This window comes from Nosocomiicoccus massiliensis, from assembly GCF_002871345.2.
Classification (GTDB): domain Bacteria; phylum Bacillota; class Bacilli; order Staphylococcales; family Salinicoccaceae; genus Nosocomiicoccus; species Nosocomiicoccus ampullae_A.
Genome location: NZ_CP136964.1, coordinates 790,100 through 808,060, shown reverse-complemented (window position 1 = coordinate 808,060; position 17,961 = coordinate 790,100). Strand labels below are relative to the sequence as shown.

16 protein-coding genes are annotated in these 17,961 nt (G+C 35.2%); 11 read left to right on the top strand and 5 right to left on the bottom strand.

Translation table 11 applies throughout. The features are described from left to right. Positions 1 to 550 precede the first annotated feature (550 nt). The gene (locus CJ229_RS04320) at positions 551 to 1,435 is read right to left on the bottom strand and encodes a fructose bisphosphate aldolase (protein WP_068131119.1); all 885 of its coding nucleotides are present in this window, start codon (positions 1,433 to 1,435) and stop codon (positions 551 to 553) included. A gap of 110 nt (positions 1,436 to 1,545) precedes the next feature. On the opposite strand from CJ229_RS04320, the gene CJ229_RS04315 reads away from it, so the two are divergent. Both CJ229_RS04315 and CJ229_RS04310 read left to right on the top strand, forming a co-directional pair. Beyond that, positions 1,546 to 2,487, top strand: a complete 942-nt coding sequence (locus CJ229_RS04315) for an ABC transporter ATP-binding protein (protein ID WP_180953414.1) — start codon at positions 1,546 to 1,548, stop codon at positions 2,485 to 2,487. Between the two features lie 12 nt (positions 2,488 to 2,499). Next, positions 2,500 to 3,069, top strand: a complete 570-nt coding sequence (locus tag CJ229_RS04310) for a nitroreductase family protein (RefSeq protein WP_102167686.1) — start codon at positions 2,500 to 2,502, stop codon at positions 3,067 to 3,069. Positions 3,070 to 3,112: 43 nt separating this feature from the next. Here CJ229_RS04310 and CJ229_RS04305 read toward each other — a convergent pair whose 3' ends face one another. Beyond that, on the bottom strand, positions 3,113 to 4,828 hold the full coding sequence (locus CJ229_RS04305) for an ABC transporter ATP-binding protein (RefSeq protein WP_102167685.1): 1,716 nt from the start codon (positions 4,826 to 4,828) through the stop codon (positions 3,113 to 3,115). 127 nt (positions 4,829 to 4,955) lie between these two features. On the opposite strand from CJ229_RS04305, the gene CJ229_RS04300 reads away from it, so the two are divergent. Next, positions 4,956 to 6,017: a D-alanine--D-alanine ligase family protein gene (locus CJ229_RS04300; protein WP_102167684.1), complete on the top strand. Its 1,062-nt coding sequence runs from the start codon at positions 4,956 to 4,958 to the stop codon at positions 6,015 to 6,017. A 34-nt stretch (positions 6,018 to 6,051) separates the two neighbouring features. After that, the gene (pepT, locus tag CJ229_RS04295; RefSeq protein WP_102167683.1) at positions 6,052 to 7,269 is read left to right on the top strand and encodes a peptidase T; all 1,218 of its coding nucleotides are present in this window, start codon (positions 6,052 to 6,054) and stop codon (positions 7,267 to 7,269) included. A 17-nt stretch (positions 7,270 to 7,286) separates the two neighbouring features. Here the strand turns inward: pepT and CJ229_RS04290 are convergent, their stop codons facing one another. After that, positions 7,287 to 8,768, bottom strand: a complete 1,482-nt coding sequence (locus CJ229_RS04290; protein ID WP_102167682.1) for an MDR family MFS transporter — start codon at positions 8,766 to 8,768, stop codon at positions 7,287 to 7,289. A gap of 20 nt (positions 8,769 to 8,788) precedes the next feature. Further along, positions 8,789 to 8,968 (bottom strand): hypothetical protein, encoded by a 180-nt coding sequence (locus CJ229_RS04285; protein ID WP_102167681.1) that lies wholly within the window; start codon positions 8,966 to 8,968, stop codon positions 8,789 to 8,791. A 105-nt stretch (positions 8,969 to 9,073) separates the two neighbouring features. Between CJ229_RS04285 and CJ229_RS04280 the strand changes: the two genes are divergently transcribed. After that, on the top strand, positions 9,074 to 9,865 hold the full coding sequence (locus tag CJ229_RS04280; RefSeq protein ID WP_102167680.1) for a class I SAM-dependent methyltransferase: 792 nt from the start codon (positions 9,074 to 9,076) through the stop codon (positions 9,863 to 9,865). Between the two features lie 570 nt (positions 9,866 to 10,435). Here the strand turns inward: CJ229_RS04280 and CJ229_RS04275 are convergent. Continuing rightward, positions 10,436 to 10,822, bottom strand: coding sequence for a VOC family protein (locus CJ229_RS04275; protein WP_102167679.1), 387 nt, complete (start codon positions 10,820 to 10,822; stop codon positions 10,436 to 10,438). Between the two features lie 114 nt (positions 10,823 to 10,936). Between CJ229_RS04275 and CJ229_RS04270 the strand changes: the two genes are divergently transcribed. From CJ229_RS04270 to CJ229_RS04245, 6 genes are all read left to right on the top strand, one after another. After that, complete coding sequence (locus CJ229_RS04270; protein ID WP_102167678.1) at positions 10,937 to 11,830, top strand: YitT family protein; 894 nt, start codon at positions 10,937 to 10,939, stop codon at positions 11,828 to 11,830. A 10-nt stretch (positions 11,831 to 11,840) separates the two neighbouring features. After that, positions 11,841 to 12,260 (top strand): hypothetical protein, encoded by a 420-nt coding sequence (locus CJ229_RS04265; RefSeq protein ID WP_070623673.1) that lies wholly within the window; start codon positions 11,841 to 11,843, stop codon positions 12,258 to 12,260. Between the two features lie 27 nt (positions 12,261 to 12,287). Beyond that, positions 12,288 to 13,478, top strand: a complete 1,191-nt coding sequence (locus CJ229_RS04260) for an NRAMP family divalent metal transporter (RefSeq protein ID WP_102167677.1) — start codon at positions 12,288 to 12,290, stop codon at positions 13,476 to 13,478. Positions 13,479 to 13,598: 120 nt separating this feature from the next. Beyond that, the gene (gene nagB, locus CJ229_RS04255; RefSeq protein WP_102167676.1) at positions 13,599 to 14,327 is read left to right on the top strand and encodes a glucosamine-6-phosphate deaminase; all 729 of its coding nucleotides are present in this window, start codon (positions 13,599 to 13,601) and stop codon (positions 14,325 to 14,327) included. A gap of 109 nt (positions 14,328 to 14,436) precedes the next feature. Further along, on the top strand, positions 14,437 to 16,179 hold the full coding sequence (locus CJ229_RS04250; RefSeq protein WP_102167675.1) for an ABC transporter ATP-binding protein: 1,743 nt from the start codon (positions 14,437 to 14,439) through the stop codon (positions 16,177 to 16,179). Next, complete coding sequence (locus CJ229_RS04245) at positions 16,166 to 17,899, top strand: ABC transporter ATP-binding protein (protein ID WP_102167674.1); 1,734 nt, start codon at positions 16,166 to 16,168, stop codon at positions 17,897 to 17,899. The genes CJ229_RS04250 and CJ229_RS04245 overlap by 14 nt, the downstream gene beginning before the upstream one ends. The last annotated feature ends 62 nt before the right edge of the window (positions 17,900 to 17,961 follow it).

Below are 17,961 nucleotides of genomic sequence, written 5' to 3'. Positions count from 1 at the left end.
TTTTAAACATAATATTTAATTTTGAATATTATTAAGAAATATAAAGGTATTATGAAATATAAAATTAAATTATAATAAGTTTAATAAATAAAATTCGTTAAAAATATTTTCTAAAAACACATATATTTGATTTTATAAACTTTTTAAATAATTTTTAGGAGAGGTGTATGAGTTCTTTATCTACTTTTTCTCGAATCGTCGGCGAGATGAAAAACTCACCGTCGCTGTGAGGGTTATCGTCGGCGAGTTTTTGGTACACCGACGCAAAATGCAGTATCGTCGGCGAAAAATGAGAAATCGCGAATTTCACCGACGATTCGATGATTCCCGTCGGCGAATAGAAATTTCGCCGACGAAAGTCCTGTTAGCGTCGGTGGGGAATCGAATTCACCGACGATTCGCCAGAATCATCGTCGAGATTCAACTTTCACCGACGATTCCACCATACCAACTCACCACGCAGCTAAATCTAACCAATCGAACCGATGAAACACCCTGAAAAATAGAAAAAACCGAAATTCGATTAGAATTTCGGTTTTATCATCTTTAATTATTTCTTGTTAACTGAAGCGTCGTAGATTTTTTCTACTGAATCAGCGAGTAGGTTGTTGAATTCTTCATCAGTTTGATCGACTGATAATCCTTCTGTTAACCCGCGTGAGAAACTCGCGATGATTCCTTCGTTTTCTTTTAATAGTTCGTTTGCTGTTGCACGGCTATATCCACCTGATAATGCAACGACACGAATGACGCGTTTGTGGTCGACTAATTCTTTGAAGTTATTTCTTACCGAAGGAATTGTCAGTTTAAGCATGACGTCTTGTCCTTCTTCTAACTTATCTAGCTCTTCTAAAATCGCTACTTTTAAAATGTCCTCGATTTTTTCTTTGTCTTTAGAGTTGATGTCAACTTCAGGCTCGATGATCGGTACTAACCCTTTAGCTAAGATTTTCTTACCGATTTCGAATTGTTGCTCTACAACTTCTTTAATCGGACCTTCGTTTGCTTCGTGGATTACTGAACGCATTTTTGTACCGAAGATGCCGTGTTCGTTTGCACGGTCTAATAACTCATCAAGTTCAGGCATTGGTTTCATTAATTGAACGCCGTTTTCTTCATCAGCAAGTCCTTTATCTACTTTTAAGAATGGCGCGATACCTTTGTCTCTTAAGTATTCCGCAGTGTATTTACCGTCAACTTTACTTTCCATCGTTTGTTCGAAAAGAATTGCACCTAAGATTTTGTCGCTAGTAAATGCTGGTGACGTAACGATACGTGTACGCATTTGGTGTACAAGATCGAACATTTCCTCTTCAGTATCGTAGCTATCTTCAGCGATACCGTATAAACGTAAAGCTTTAGGTGTTGAACCTCCACTTTGGTCTAACGCTGCAATAAATCCATTACCGTTTTTAACTTTGTCTAAATGTGACATGTATGAATTCCCACTCCTAAAATAATATTAAGCATAATCGCTCATCATCTATATTATGCTAGATTTCTCGATTTAGTTCAATATGTAAGCAATTTATGTATAATATAATTATGGATAAAGTACAACTAACTCAAGTGAGTAAGCATTTCGGAGATATGAGTGCATTACGAAACGTAAATATAAATATAAAAGAAGGAGAATGTTTGGCAATTGTCGGTCCGTCAGGATCAGGCAAAAGTACAATTTTACGCATAATTGCTGGACTCCTTGAACCGTCACATGGTGAAGTGTATATCGATGGTCAAAGAATGACCGATGCTAAACCGAAGGACCGTAATTTAACATTTGTGTTTCAAAACCTTGCACTGTACCCGCATTTAACAGTGAAACAAAATATCGAGTTTAGTATAAAGAAAAGTATGAGTAAAGAGGTGCTCAGAACTCACGTTGAAACGATTGCGACTGAACTTGGTATTAAACGACATTTAGAAAAACTTCCGAACGAATTGTCAGGCGGTGAACGCCAGCGTGTCGCGCTCGCTAGAAGTCTCGCGACAAATGCAGATATTATATTAATGGATGAACCACTCGCTAGCCTTGACACGAGTTTAAAACGCGAAATTACTGACTTAATTTTACGCATTAAAACTGAAGAAGAGAAGACGATTATATATATCACGCATGATCATAACGAGGCGATGAAATTAGGCGATAAAATACTCGTTTTAAAAGACGGTGAAGTCGAGCAATTTAGTGACGTTTCTAAAGTGTATCATCATCCAAATAATCCGTTCGTCGCGCAGTTTTTCGGAACGTACCCGATGAACGTTTTTACAGGCGACGGTAAATTATTCGCTGTTAGACGAGAAGATATTAAAATCGTTGACGATGGAATTCCAGTAACCGTCGACGATGTTGAAATCGTCGGAGGGGACGCGTTTGTTTCATTTACATATCGGGACCAACCGATGGTATTACTAACGAGAGACGAGAACGTAAGTGTTCACGACGATATTCAAATACAATTTAAATCACTACACGAATTTCAATAAGGAGAATGGCCAATGAGCGTAATTGAACCAATTTTAAATAGAAAAAGTACGAAGATATTTAAGAAGACAGAACCGATTTCTAAAGAAGCGGTTGAAACGATTATAGAAGCGGCAATCCAAGCGCCGAACCATCACATTACTGAACCTTGGAAGTTCTTTGTTATGCAAGGAGAAAATATGCAGCAGTTTTATGATGCGGCGATGGAATTCCAAAAAAACCGTGACATTAGTGAAGAAGAATTTGAGCGTATGAAAGTTAAAATGATCAGTAAAACGATGGTTGCTCCAACTGTTATCTTAGCGGTCTATAGTAAAAATAAAAATAAGACACGCGGTAAATACGAAGAAGATATTTTAGCAGTCGGTGCAGCAATTCAAAATATGCTTATTCAAGCGACAAGTATGGGTATCGATTCTATTTGGAAGACTGGCCCAGTTTATAATGCTACAGAAGTAAAATCAGCACTAGGCATTGAAGAAGACGAAGAAGTTGTAGGGGCAATTTTCTTTGGAGAAAACGACAACGCAAAAGAACTTCTTAGAAAACGTACTGATAAACAAGAAAAAACAATTTGGCTATAAAAATAACTATCCTTTTATATTAAAAAGGATGGTTATTTTGTGTTTATAATGCTGCAAATTGTGCATCGTGTAACGCTCGGTAAAGACCTTCGCTATTTTCTAGTAATTCTTCGTGTGATCCGGATTCTTCAATACCGTTTGGTGTCACAACTAAAATACGATCTGCGTTTTTAATTGTCGCAAGTCGATGAGCGATAACAAGTGTCGTACGACCGACTGCGAGTCGGTTTAACGCGGATTGTATTTCTCGCTCTGTTTCAGTATCTAATGCACTTGTCGCTTCGTCTAGTATTAGAATCGGTGGATTTTTTAAGAACATACGTGCAATCGAAATTCTTTGTTTTTGACCACCAGATAATTTCACGCCGCGTTCACCGACGACTGTGTCTAAGCCTTTAACATAACTATCGACAAGATCTTTTAACTGTGCTTTTTCAAGCGCATCGTATATTTCTTCATCGGTCGCATCAGGTTTACCATATGCGACGTTTTCTCTTAACGTTCCTGAGAATAGAAATACATCTTGTTGAACGATACCGATATTTTCTCTAAGTGATTTTAATGAGTATTCCTTAATGTTCGTGCCGTCTATCGTAATTGCACCGTCAGATACTTCATAAAATCTCGGAAGTAAACTCGTGATCGTCGTCTTACCCGCACCACTTGGCCCGACAAGTGCGACAGTTTCTCCAGGAGTTACGTTAAACGATAAGTCGTTTAAGATTTTTTTATCCTCATATGAGAATGAGACGTTTTGGTAGACGATTTCGCCTTTAGGATTTTCAATCGCTATTGGATTTTCAACTTCTTTAATTTCTGATTCGACGGCCATCGTCTCAGTAAAGTGTTTAAATCCAGCAATACCATTTGGATATAATTCGATGACGGCGTTAATTTTTTCGAGTGGTTTAAATAATATATTTGAAATTAAAATAAACGCAGCGAAATCCCCGTAAGAGATTTTATCGTTTAATACGAAGTACGCACCCGCAATTAAGATGAATACTGTCACAAAACGCATGAGCATATATGAAATTGAGTTGTTTAACGCCATGATTTTATATGCTTTAAGTTTTGTCGCTCTAAAGCGTGAGTTAATTGCTTTAAATGCTTTAATTTCATCTTCCTCACGAGCGAATGCTTGAACGAGGCGAATTCCACCGATTTTATCTTCAATTAAATGGTTGAATTCAGAGACACGTCCGAATAATTCTCTAAACGCAACTGTCATCTTTTTGTTGAAATAAATAGCGATGATTAAAATCAGCGGTACGATCACAAATGAAATGACAGCAAGTTCAGGGTTAATCCAGAACATAATTCCAAATGCACCGAGTAGTGTCATCACGGCAATAAATAAGTCTTCTGGCCCGTGGTGTGCCATCTCACCGATATTCATGAGGTCGTTTGTTAAACGTGTTAACAACTTACCTGTTTTTGTATTGTCAAAATATCGGTACGATAAATATTGAATGTGACTATATAAGTCGTTACGGATATCTCGTTCAATATTTGTACCGAGTAGATGTCCGTAATACGTCACGACATACTGTAAAAACGTATTGAGTATGTATACAGCGAGTAATCCAACTGTTGCGAGTAATATAATTTTAAAGTTACCTGTCGGCAGTAAATTATCTATAAAACCACTGACGATGAGTGGGAAAAGTAACTCTAATAATCCGACAAACACTGCTGATGAAAAATCAATCATAAACAGCGTCTTGTACGGTTTATAATATGAAAAGAATCGCTTCATATAGCACCAGCCCTTAAATAAGATTATCAAAATTATAACATAATAAAATTACGACACTTAAAAAGAATGATTTATAAATAATGAATATGATAAAATAAAAACGAATTTATAAAAAAGGACGAATCATATGAATAAATTAAACATTGGGTTAATATACGGTGGAAAATCAACGGAGTATGAAGTATCACTTCGCTCAGCGAAGAGTGTTTTAGATGCACTCGATAAAAATAAATATAACGTTCGTTTAATACACGTACTAAAAACCGGCGAGTGGGTCACTACAACAGATTTAACAGAAATCGACTTAACATTAGTCGACGAAAAAGAAACGATGAAAGTGATTCCGGGTAATCAATTTGAGACGGAATCTGGTGAAATTCAACTCGATTCAATCTTCTCAGTACTGCATGGTACATATGGTGAAGATGGCAACGTTCAAGGATTACTTGAATGTGCGAACGTCGCTTATGTCGGCTGTGATACGAAAGGTAGCGCAGTCGCTATGGACAAAGACGTGACAAAAAGGTTACTCGATTACCATCATATTCAAGTGGCAAACGGAATCGTCGTTCATTCTTATGAAAAGGATGTCGTCGATTTTAACTTAATTGAGGAAGCACTCGGTTTACCGATGTTTATAAAACCTGCGAACCAAGGTTCTTCAGTCGGTGTGAGTAAAGTAGAGAATGAAGACGAATTTAATCATGCTTTAAACGACGCATTTAAATTTGACGATAAAGTACTCATTGAAACAGCGATCATCGGTCGTGAAATCGAAGTGTCTGTACTCGGGAATGACGAGTTAATAGTATCGATTCCAGGTGAAATTGTTTCAAACGTTGATTTTTATGACTACGAATCAAAATACTTAACAGATGACGGTGCGACGCTAATCATTCCTGCTAAACTGACAGAGGACGAAACGAAAAAAATTCAAGAAGTCGCAGAAAATACTTACCGCACTTTAGACTCTTTAGGATATGCACGTGTAGACGTATTTTTAACTGAAGATGGAGAAGTGATTGTAAACGAAGTCAACACGTTACCTGGATTTACATCGATTTCAATGTATCCAAAACTAATGGAACAAAGCGGTATACCGTATAGTGAATTACTCGACCGATTAATCGGTTTAAGTATTGAAAGATATAACGAAAAAAATAAGTTAACACGTGATTCTGGATTTTAATTTTCGATAAATTACATGGATAAGGGAGATTACTATGAAAGAACAACTTACAGAAAGACTCATTAGATATGCAAAAGTAGACACTCAGTCCGACGCTTCAAGTAAAACGACGCCTTCTACGAGTAAGCAGTGGGATCTTTTACATATGTTAAAAGAAGAGTTAGAAGAAATTGGTTTATCTGATATTACTCTCGACGATAATGGGTATTTATTTGCAACAATACCTGGTAATGTCGATGCTGAAACAGTTGGTTTTTTAGCACACGTTGATACAGCGACAGACTTTACAGGAACAAACGTTAACCCACAAGTCGTTCAGTATAAAGGTGGCGACATCATTTTAAATAGATCACAAGATATCGTCATGACTGTAAAAGAGTTTCCGAACTTAAACAATTATGTTGGTCATACACTTATTACAACAGACGGTACAACACTTTTAGGAGGAGACGACAAAGCAGGTATTACTGCAATCGTCACTGCCGCTGAAGCGATTTTAAATAGCGATATCGAGCACGGTGATATCCGTATCGCGTTTACGCCAGATGAAGAAATAGGTCGTGGACCTCATAAGTTTGACGTCGAGAAATTTAATGCAGACTTTGCATATACAATTGACGGTGGGCCAGTTGGTGAACTTCAATACGAAAGCTTTAACGCTGCAGGTGCGAAAGTAATTATTAAAGGTAAAAACATTCACCCAGGTACTGCGAAAGATAAAATGATCAATAGTTTAACAATCGCTTCTAAATTTGCTTTAGAGTTCGACCCTGAAGATACTCCAGAATGTAGTGAAGGGTATGAAGGATTTTTCCATTTACTCACAATTAACGGTTCAACAGACGAAACTGAATTAGAGTATATTATTCGTGACTTTGATAGAGATAATTTTGAAAATCGAAAAGAAACGATGAAGAAAATTGTAGAGAAATATCAAGATACGTACGGCTCACAAAACGTAAGATTAGAACTAGAAGATCAATATTACAATATGAAAGAGAAAATTGAGCCTAAGTTTTATATCGTAGAAATTGCTCAAGAAGCAATGAAATCACTCGGTATCTCGCCTGTCATTCAACCAGTACGTGGCGGAACAGACGGTTCTCAGCTATCTTTTATGGGACTTCCAACACCAAACATCTTCACAGGAACTGAAAACATGCATGGTAGATACGAGTTTACGTCAGTCAATGATTTAGAAAAAGCGACAGAAACGATTATAGAAATTGTTAAACGTATCGCCCAAAAATAAAAAATCCGTAAAGAAGATTAATCTTCTTTACGGATTTTTTTTCGTCCATCGTCAACAGGACGTGCAGCGTACGTTGCGTTTTTCATCATATCTTCACTCGTCACACGTTTTAAGAAAAACGCAGTGATGAGCCCTATTCCCATAAATACAGCACCGACGTTAAATGCTAAGTTAATGCCCTCAATTGTAATTTGGTTTTCAATTTCAGGTGTCACAACGTCTAGTTTATTTAAATTAAAATTAACGTATCCTTGCATGATGGAAATAAGTAAGGCGATACCAACAGCTCCAGATACTTGGTTTTGCATAGAGTTTAGAGAAGATCCATCTGGGGTTAAATCACGTGGCAAGTCGTTCATACCATTTGTCATAACTGGTGTGTTAACGAGAGTCATACCAAACGCACGAATGACGTAAATCGTTAAAATGTATGAAAAACTAGTATCTATTGTAAGTCGACCTAAAAACGCTGTTGTTACAGTCGCAAGTGTAAGACCGATAATTGCCATTCCTTTAGGGCCATACATATCAAATAATTTACCAGATACAGGGGACAGAAGTCCTAAAATTAACGCACCGGGTAACATGAGTAACCCTGTTTCAAGTGGCGAACGATGTTGTATATCTTGTAAAAAGATTGGGACTAAAATCATACCTGCAAATAGTCCCATATTCGTTGCAGCACTAATGATCGTTCCGAGTAAATACATACGATATTTATATACTCTAAAGTTTAACATCGGAACGTCTAATTTCATTTGTCGCATCACGTAAAAGTAAATGACAACAACACCAATGATAATTGGACCAAATGTTTGAATAGAAAGTAATTTATGGTCTCCAGCAGATACAAGTCCATATAATAATGCACCGAATCCTATCGTTGACATAATAACGGATGGAACGTCCATGACAGCTTTTTTATTTAGTAAAACGTTAGGTAGTAAAACATAACCAGAAATTAAAAGTAAGATTAAGATCGGTATCATCATTAAAAATAAAACATGCCAGTCATAACGTTGAATGATGACACCTGATAGCGTCGGACCAATTGCAGGGGCGAAGAACATGACTAAACTGAACATCCCCATAGCTGTTCCACGTTTTTCAGGTGGGTAACTTCTAATTAAAGTATTCATTAGAAGCGGCATGAGTATTGAAGAACCTGTCGCTTGGATCATACGTCCTGCGATGAGCATCGGAAATGTCACTGAAAATCCTGCAAGTGAAGTCCCGATTAAAAATAATCCCATTGAACTTAAAAATATTTTCTTCGCGCTAAAGCGGTTCATAAAGTAAGCTGTCATCGGAATGATGATTCCAGCAACGAGCATATAAGACGTCGATACCCACTGAACGCTACTCGTTGAAATGCCAAAGTCATTTTTAATCGATGGTAATGCGACGTTTAAAAATGTATTTGATAAAAATGCGATAAACGCACCACTAATTAAAATGATAATTAAACGATAATCTGGCTTTTCGTTCGTTTGTGTCATAATTTCCCCTCCATATATTTTTAATCGAGATAATTATTATCAATAATAGTATATATGTAGAAACCTGCCACACTTCCTAATATAATAGATAATGCAACGATTCTTGGGAAACCGAAACTCGGTACGACAAATGTCACTCCCCAGTAGAATATTAAAATCATCAACGCTATGAGTGTAATTGCGAGTAATGGCTTAGACATAAAATATTCACTCCATATTAATTAAAAAACAATTATTTATTTATCATACAGTTATTTACGTATAGAATACAATTAAATAGTTTGATAGAAAAGGGCGGATAAAAAATGGATTATAAACTAAAAACGTTTGAAGAAGAATACTTTAAAAGTCGTAACGACATACCAAAGGAATTATTAGATGGCATAAAACAACTCGGTATAGATTTTAAAGGTAAGAAAATTTTAGACCTCGGTGCAGGCCCTGGATTTTTATCTAAAATGCTGTCTGACGAAGGTGCGACAGTAGACGCATTAGAGCCGAGTGAAATATTTAGAAAAATGGGAATCGATTATACGCGTGGTGACAACGTTAAATTCCATGACGGATTTGCAGAAAACACGCATTTAAGAGAAAACGATTATGACATTATTTTTGCATTACGTGCATGGCAGTATTTTGATTCAAATGAAGCGGTTAGAGAGGTAAAGCGACTTTTAAAACCAAACGGCTTGATGATTATTTCAGATTTAGGGTTTAGAGTAAATAACTCGATGATGAAAGAAACGATGAAAATCATTCGTGCAAATGCAAAATATAATCAATTAGAACCTGCAGGGTCAAAGAAATATTCAATACAAATGATTAACAGTTTCCCAGTAGAATGGTTCAGTGACTTTAATTACCATAAATTCGACTTAACAAATCTTTTCAAAAAGGATTATAAAATAAAATTCACGGACGAAGAATGGTTGAAACGTATTGGAACGTCATCATGGCTTTCAAGATTTAGTGATCACCGTAAAGAGTCTGTACTAAAAGAAATTAATGATACGTTAAAAAAGTCCGTTGAAGGAGATATTTACGAAGTACCACACGTCGTCAGTACAGCGATATTTAAAAATAAAAATAAAAACTAAAAGAAATGAATGTGTGAAAGCACATTCATTTTTTATGCAAAAATTAGGAAAACGAATACAATTTACACTAAAATTTCAGTGTAAATTGTAATTTTTATGTGTGTTAATTATCAAAAAACTTATAAAATAGACTGTAAATCGTTATCATTCGTATGTTTATTCATTTGTATGTATAAAACAAGTTGAATCTCAAGTGATTAGAAAAAATATTTCAAAATTAAATAAACAATATTAAAATAACTGAATATTATCAATATATAAACTTTAAAAAATGACAATCAAAAACCTTGATAAACGTTGATATAAAGCCTATACTGTACATAGTAAAGAAAACAAGCACATGAAATAAATTAAAAATTACAGGAGGAAAAAACATTGTATAGCACTCAAATTATTCCAGTTGAACAACGTATCAAGGAGTTTAAAGCAGAAGCTCTGAACAACAAAACAATTAAACAAAGAAGAAATAGTCGTAAATCTACAAATATTTTCTCAAAATTACTTGGTTAATTCGTATTTTTATGAACGTAAATAGATTAAAACCGAAGTCTAAGACTTCGGTTTTTTGTTTTATACTAAATTTATCTGCCAAGATACACCAAATGGATCTGTGACCCATGCAAACTGTCTGCTAAAGCCATAATCTTCTAACGGCATTAATATAGACCCTTTTGACTTTATTTTGTCATAAATCGTAATTAATTCGTCCATAGAGTCACACTCAATAAAGAAACTCATTCTCGGTGTAAATTTTGATGCTTCGGATACATTCGCATCGTTTAAAATGACTGGATTACCATTTATTGTAATCAAGCTTTGCATCACTTTGCCTTTCGTTTCTCCACTTTCAAAATAATTAATGAAAACGACCTCTACATCTTTAAAAACTGATTGATAAAACTGAATTGCTTCTTCTGCTCGACCTTCAAACATTAAAAACGGAGTCATTGATTTCATTCATTTCATCCTTTCTATTGTTGATTGATTGAATCTAATCCTGTTCTGTCATTGAATAAACGTATTAAATCTTATAAAATTAAAGTGTTATATAAAATAAAAGGAGTCGATTAAATGATAGCAAAAAACAGAAAAAAAGTTGAAAACTTTAATAAGCGAAAACTTTCGTTTAATAAAAATTGGACTGTTCAAACGCTAATCAATGCGTTTGTTATCATCGTCGGCTCTTTTGTCTTTGCGATTGGGATTAATACATTCATGATCGGTGGTCACCTTGCTGAAGGTGGGGTTATCGGTATATCAATCATACTTTACTATGCATTTGGTTGGTCTACTGCCCTTACGAACTTACTCATTAACGTTGTGATATTAGCTATCGGCTTTAAGTTTTTATCTCGTAGAGCAATGTATTATACAATATTTACAATACCGATGACGTCAATCATGTTATGGATAACTGAAGATTGGCAAATCAATTTTGAGAATATCATCGTAAACATGGTGTTTGGTGGTATTTTAATCGGTATGGGAATAGGTTTAATATTTAGAGTCGGTTCGACGACTGCTGGAACGACAATTTTAGCGCGTATTGCAAACAAATACTTAGATGTTAACGTGTCATATGCATTACTATTCTTTGATTTAATCATTGTGACGATCGGTTTAACAGTCGTACCGTTAGAACGTGTATTACTGACAGTCATAGCTTTATACATCGCTACGAAAGTGATGGACTTTATCATTGAAGGTATGAACCCGAAAAAAGCAGTGACGATTATTTCAACAAAACCAGAGTTGCTCGCTGAACACGTGGCGAACGATATTAAACGCGGTGTGACAATCATGCATGGTCGCGGGTATTATACACAAGAAAACAAAGATGTATTATACGTAGTTATTAATAAAAACCAGCTCGGACGTTTAAAACGTGTCATTAAAAAACACGATGAATCTGCGTTTGTCGTTGTCCATGATGTAAACGACGTGCTCGGTAACTTTATAATTTAAGGAGGAAATGATGGAACTACAATTATATTTTCATAATAAAGAAGTAGAGTTATTACCAGAAACAGTGTTTGAGTTTTTAAATTCTGATCAGTGGTTTAAAAATAATATTAATGGTCTATCACGTATTTTCTATGAGACAAATAGTGAAAATGTGAGAGATGAAGGAACTCCGTTTGTACTCACATATAATGGAACTGACTATAAAGGAAAGATTGATAAATATGTCGAAAATAGAAGGTTAGAATTTACGATCTTTGGTTACGATTATATTATTAAAACGATGATTAATATCGTTCCAGTGGAGTCGCGTTCAGAAGTCGTTATTTCATCAGTGTTAGAAACACATTCTGTTTCAACACTTTTAAAATTCGGCGCACGTAAATTTTCTATTACAAAACAATTGAATGACGTAATAAAACCAATGTACTAATTAAATGGGCGAATTGAGGTGAAGGTCATGAACGAGAGAAGATTAGAGAGAAATAAAATCTTTAGTGCGGTATTTTTAATGGCCAGTGCTTCAATTGGCCCTTTGTTTTTAATGTCAACGGCGGACTTAACGATTCAATTTTATGAGCGTCTTGCGTTCGTCATTATAATCACTGGAATTATCGAACTCGGCATACAAATGAACATATGGCGAATACTCACTGTCGCAAAAACGCCGGCACATTTAGTCATCAATAAAATTATCCCGAATTTTGGGACGTTTATGTCTGTCGTTGTCTTACTTGGTGGAATCGCGTTTAATATCATTAATATTTCGGGTTTAGGAATTGGAATTAGTTTATTATTTAATGTCGATATAAAACTCGGCGCATCCATTGGGCTTATGATTGCGATTTTATTTTATTTATTAAATAGAAATCGTATTACGTTAGAAACGTTTATCGGAGTGATGTTAAGTTTTATTATCGCAATAATTCTACTTGCGTACGCATTTACAGCAACAGATGTACCGTATGATGTCACACTTGCAAAAACGGTCCTACCGATGATTGATTACGATATTGTGACGACAATTGCGATGATGGTTGCCCTATCGATTGGTGGATATATTAGTTTTGCTGGTGCACATCGCTTAATTGATGTTGAAATTACCGGTGAAAAGTATAAAACAGCAGTCACTCGATCTGCTGCTTATAGTGTGATTATCGTTACAGTGACACGCTTACTATTATTCTTCACAATACTCGGGTTATCTAGAAGTAACGTCATTTTATTTAAAGATAACTTATTAGAAAGTGCTTTTTCAGAAGTGTTTGGTGGTCTTGGTAGCTACGCTTTAGGGATATTATTTATATGTGCATCATTAACGTCTATTGTGAGTGTCGCGTATACGACAGGAACATTTATTAAATCAGTTAATGATATTATTAAAAAATATATCGATGTCGTATTACTCATGCTCGTTTTAACGAGTTGGTTCATCTTTTTACTAAAGGGCGAAGAGGTTGTGTTACTTCAGATTACAACAATTTTAAATGGATTAATATTACCAGTTATTCTCGGTGGGATATTACATGCTTCAAGACGCTCTGATATCGTTGGACATTATCGTCATCCACTATGGTTGTCTATATATGGAGTCTTATCACTAGCAGTATCATTTATACTCGTGTTTATTTTAATTTACGAACTTCTATAGTTATTGTTTTACAGAGAAATTAAAAAAGAATATAATATTAAAATACTTAAAAGTTTTAAAGACACTTAAGTATTGTATGTAAATTTTTTGCATACACTCAGTTTCAATTGGAGGCACAAAATGACAAATTTTAAAGAAATTAAAGCAAATACTTATGAAGACATGAGTAACGAAGCGGCAACAATTATTTTCGACGCATTAAAAGAATCGAAACAATTTTCATTAGGACTTGCGACAGGGTCAACGCCTGAAGGTATGTATGATGCGTTAGCAAAAAAAATTAACGAAGCAAACTTAGATCTATCAGAACTAACAACATTTAACTTAGACGAATATGTCGGTCTAGATGAATCAAATGACCAAAGTTATCATTATTTTATGGAAAAACACTTCTTTAGTAAGTTAGATATCCCACAAGAAAACGTTCATATTTTAGATGGTGTTGCGGAAGATTTACAAAAAGAAGTGGAAGACTATGAAGCGCTTATTGACGAAGTAGGTATCGATATTCAAGTACTCGGTATCGGAAGAAATGGTCATATTGCGTTTAACGAACCAGGAACAGATTTTAATTCACTCACACATAAAGTACAGTTAACAGATGAAACGATCGAAGATAATTCAAGATTCTTTGAATCGATTGAAGACGTTCCAACTGAAGCGGTATCGATGGGGCTTCAAACGATTATGAAAGCTAAAACAATCATTCTTTTAATCTCTGGTGACAATAAGAAAAATGCACGTGATTTATTCATCAGTGGAGAAATTACAGAAGACATCCCGGTATCCATTCTCCACAACCACGACAACGTTATTTTAATTACAGATAGTGCAGCACGTGGCGAATAATTATTATTGAATAATTATTTTAAAAATCGTAATATATAATTAATCATTTAACGGAGGGTAATTACCCTCCGATTTTTGTATCTAAAAATAAAAAAGAAAGGAACAAAAGATGCTTACATTTTTAAAGAAAATCAGATGGTATTTTCGAAAACATAAGCTCAAATTACTCATTATATTAGCATCTGCATTAATTTTAAACATTTTAGAAATTTTACCTCCGCTACTTATCGGTAAAACAATCGACCTCATTACAGAGGGTTCAATGACAATAGATTCGATGAAAATGATTATCGGTATATTCTTCTCTGCGATTCTATTGATTTATATACTGACATACATAAGTACGTATTATATCATGCAGTCTGGTTATGATATTGATGCGATTTTACGTAAGCGTTTAGTCCGTAAGTATTTAGCGATGTCCCCATCATTCTATGAAAGAAATAGTACGGGAGACTTAATGGCGCGCATTACGAATGATTTACGCAGTGTGACGATGGGAACGACATTCGGTATTATCACGATTATCGATACGTTAATTTATGGGACAATAATATTAGTTACAATGATGATTGTCGTTAATCCGGTGTTAACAATTATTGCTTTACTGCCGTTACCACTACTAATTGTGACGGAAGTAAAAATCGGTAAAAAGATTATGGAACACCATATGAAAGCACAAGAATCATTCGGAAAAATGAACAACAACGTATTAGAGGTTGTTGAAGGTGTTAGAGTAACGAGAAGTTATGTACAAGAAAATCCGGAGTATAATCGTTTTAAATCAATGACTTCTAATTATATTGATCGCATTATGAAAGTTGCGAAATTAGAAGCACTTTTTGAGCCAATTACGACGTTAGTCGTTGCAACGTCATTTATCATCTCATTTATTGCCGGTGCGTTTTTTATCAATAACGGAACGATCACACTCGGTGAGTTTATAACGTTTAATATTTATTTAAATATGATGATTTGGCCGATGTTCGCATTCGGAATTATGTTAGACACTACAGAAAGAGGTCGTGCATCACTCAACCGAATTGAAGACTTACTAAACGAAGAAGATGATGTGTTAGTCTCAGGTGAAAGTGTTCAAAACAACAACATCTCATTTGACGACTACTCATTCACATATCCGACATCGAGTCGTGAGAATTTAAAAGGTATTGTTCTCGAACTTAAAAAAGGAGAGACACTCGGTATCGTCGGTAAAACGGGAAGCGGTAAAACGACGTTTATTAAACAGTTCTTAAAGTACTATTCTGAAGGTAATGGTCAATTTATTATCGATGGAAAACCGATTCGAAATATTAATAAAAAAGAACTGAGAGATTTAATTGGCTATGTTCCGCAAGAAAACTTCTTATTTAGTAAAACAGTTCGAGAAAACATTTTATTTGGTAAAGAAAATGCAACAGAAGAAGAACTGCAGCGCGCAATTCAAAATAGTGCGCTAGTCAATGACTTAAACAATATGAAGCACGGCTTAGAAACGAAAGTCGGAGAAAAGGGTATCGCATTATCTGGCGGTCAAAAGCAGCGTATATCGATTGCGAGAAGCTTAATTAAAGATCCGGAGATACTTATTTTAGATGATGCTTTAAGTGCAGTAGACGCAAATACTGAACAACATATTATCGATGCGTTAAAGAAAACACGTAAAGATAAAACAACGATTATCATTACGCATAGATTATCTGCCGTGGAACATGCAGATCAAATTATCGTTATCGATGACGGGGCAATCGTTCAGTCTGGTACTCATAAAGAGTTAATAGAAACAGACGGATGGTACAAAACACAACACGAGTACTTTAAACATGGAGGTGAGAACGTTGAACCAACTTAAAAGATTATATGAATTTACAGCTGGTCACCGTTCGCTCCTTCTCTTCGGAATCGTCCTTAACTTAATCGCGGTTGGGTTAAACTTACTCGGGCCGTTTTTATTAAAAATTATTTTAGATAATTACTTAGTAAAAGAGAATGTCGTTGTTAAAGGCTTAATCATTATGCTTTTCATATACTTAATTGTCCAAGTGACTAACGGACTTATTGGGTATTTCTCGCGTATAATTACGTTAAAAGCAGGAAGTAAAGTAATTCAAGCAATTCGACTTAAAGTCTTTAGACATGTTCAAAAATTACCGGTACGTTACTTTGACAACTTACCAGCAGGGAAAGTTGTAGCAAGAATCACAAACGACACAGAAACGATACTAAATGTATTTACGTCAGTTCTCACTCAAGTCATTACGAGTGTATTTACGATTTTAGGGGTCGTTATTGCATCGTTCTTTGTAAACGTGTATGCAGGATTGTTAATGATACTCGTATTACCGTTTCTATTTTTATGGTTATACTTATACCGAAAAGCGTCTAACAAATTTAACATGACGAAACGCGAACGAAATAGTGAAATGAACGCGTCTATTAATGAATCTATTAGCGGTATGAGTGTCATTCAAGCATTTAATAACGAAGAAAAAGTGTTTAACGAGTTTTCTAAACTAAACGAAGATTACTATAAAAGTTCAGTGCGACTTTCAAGGTTAAACGCACTGACAAATACGAACTTAATCGAGTCGTTACGTAGTGTTGTACTCATGATTTTAATCTTCGTATTCAGTTATATGTTTGTATTCCAAAACACAGCATGGTCTGTCGGTTCGATGTATTTAATGATTGACTACGCCGGGAAAATCATGATGCCTTTATATGCGATTATCGGTGTGTTTGATATCATCGAACAAGCTCGTGTCGCGACAAATAAAGTGTTCGAATTACTCGATGAGGAAGAAGAACGAGAAGACCATCAAGAACTTCAAACGTTTAAAGGAAATATCGAGTTTAATGATGTCACTTTCTCATACAATAAAGGACACCGAGTGTTAAATAACATTAACTTTAAAGTGAAAGAAAATGAAACGCTCGCACTCGTTGGGCATACGGGATCTGGTAAGAGTTCAATTATCAACTTACTGATGAGGTTTTATGATCCGGATAGTGGAGAGATACTGTTTGACGGTGTCGACACAAAAACATTAAACAAACAATCGATGAGAAGTCATATGGCAATCGTTTTACAAGATCCATACATCTATAACGGAACACTTCTTTATAATATTCGTCTTGGTAGTGAAGACATTACAGAAGAAGAAGCCATCGATGCTTTAATTTCTGTCGGTGGAGAAATGATTTTAGAACGCTTTGAAAACGGGATTCATGAAGAACTTATTGAAAGTGGTTCGACATTATCACTTGGAGAACGTCAGCTCATTTCATTTGCGAGAGCATTAGCATTTAAACCGACACTATTAATACTAGACGAAGCAACGTCTAACGTTGATAGTGAAACAGAGCAACTTGTACAAAATGCAATGAAAGTAGTATCTTCAAATCGAACGACTGTAATAATCGCACACCGATTATCAACGATTCAACATGCGAACAATATTCTATTATTAGATAAAGGGAATATCGTAGAATCAGGTAATCACGAGCAATTACTAAAACTCGGCGGTAAATACCAAGAAATGTACCATAAACAAGTAATGAGGAAAGAATGAGATTGAGGTTATTCTCAGAATTTTAGACTGTAGATTAAGTCGGATATCGACTTGATCTACAG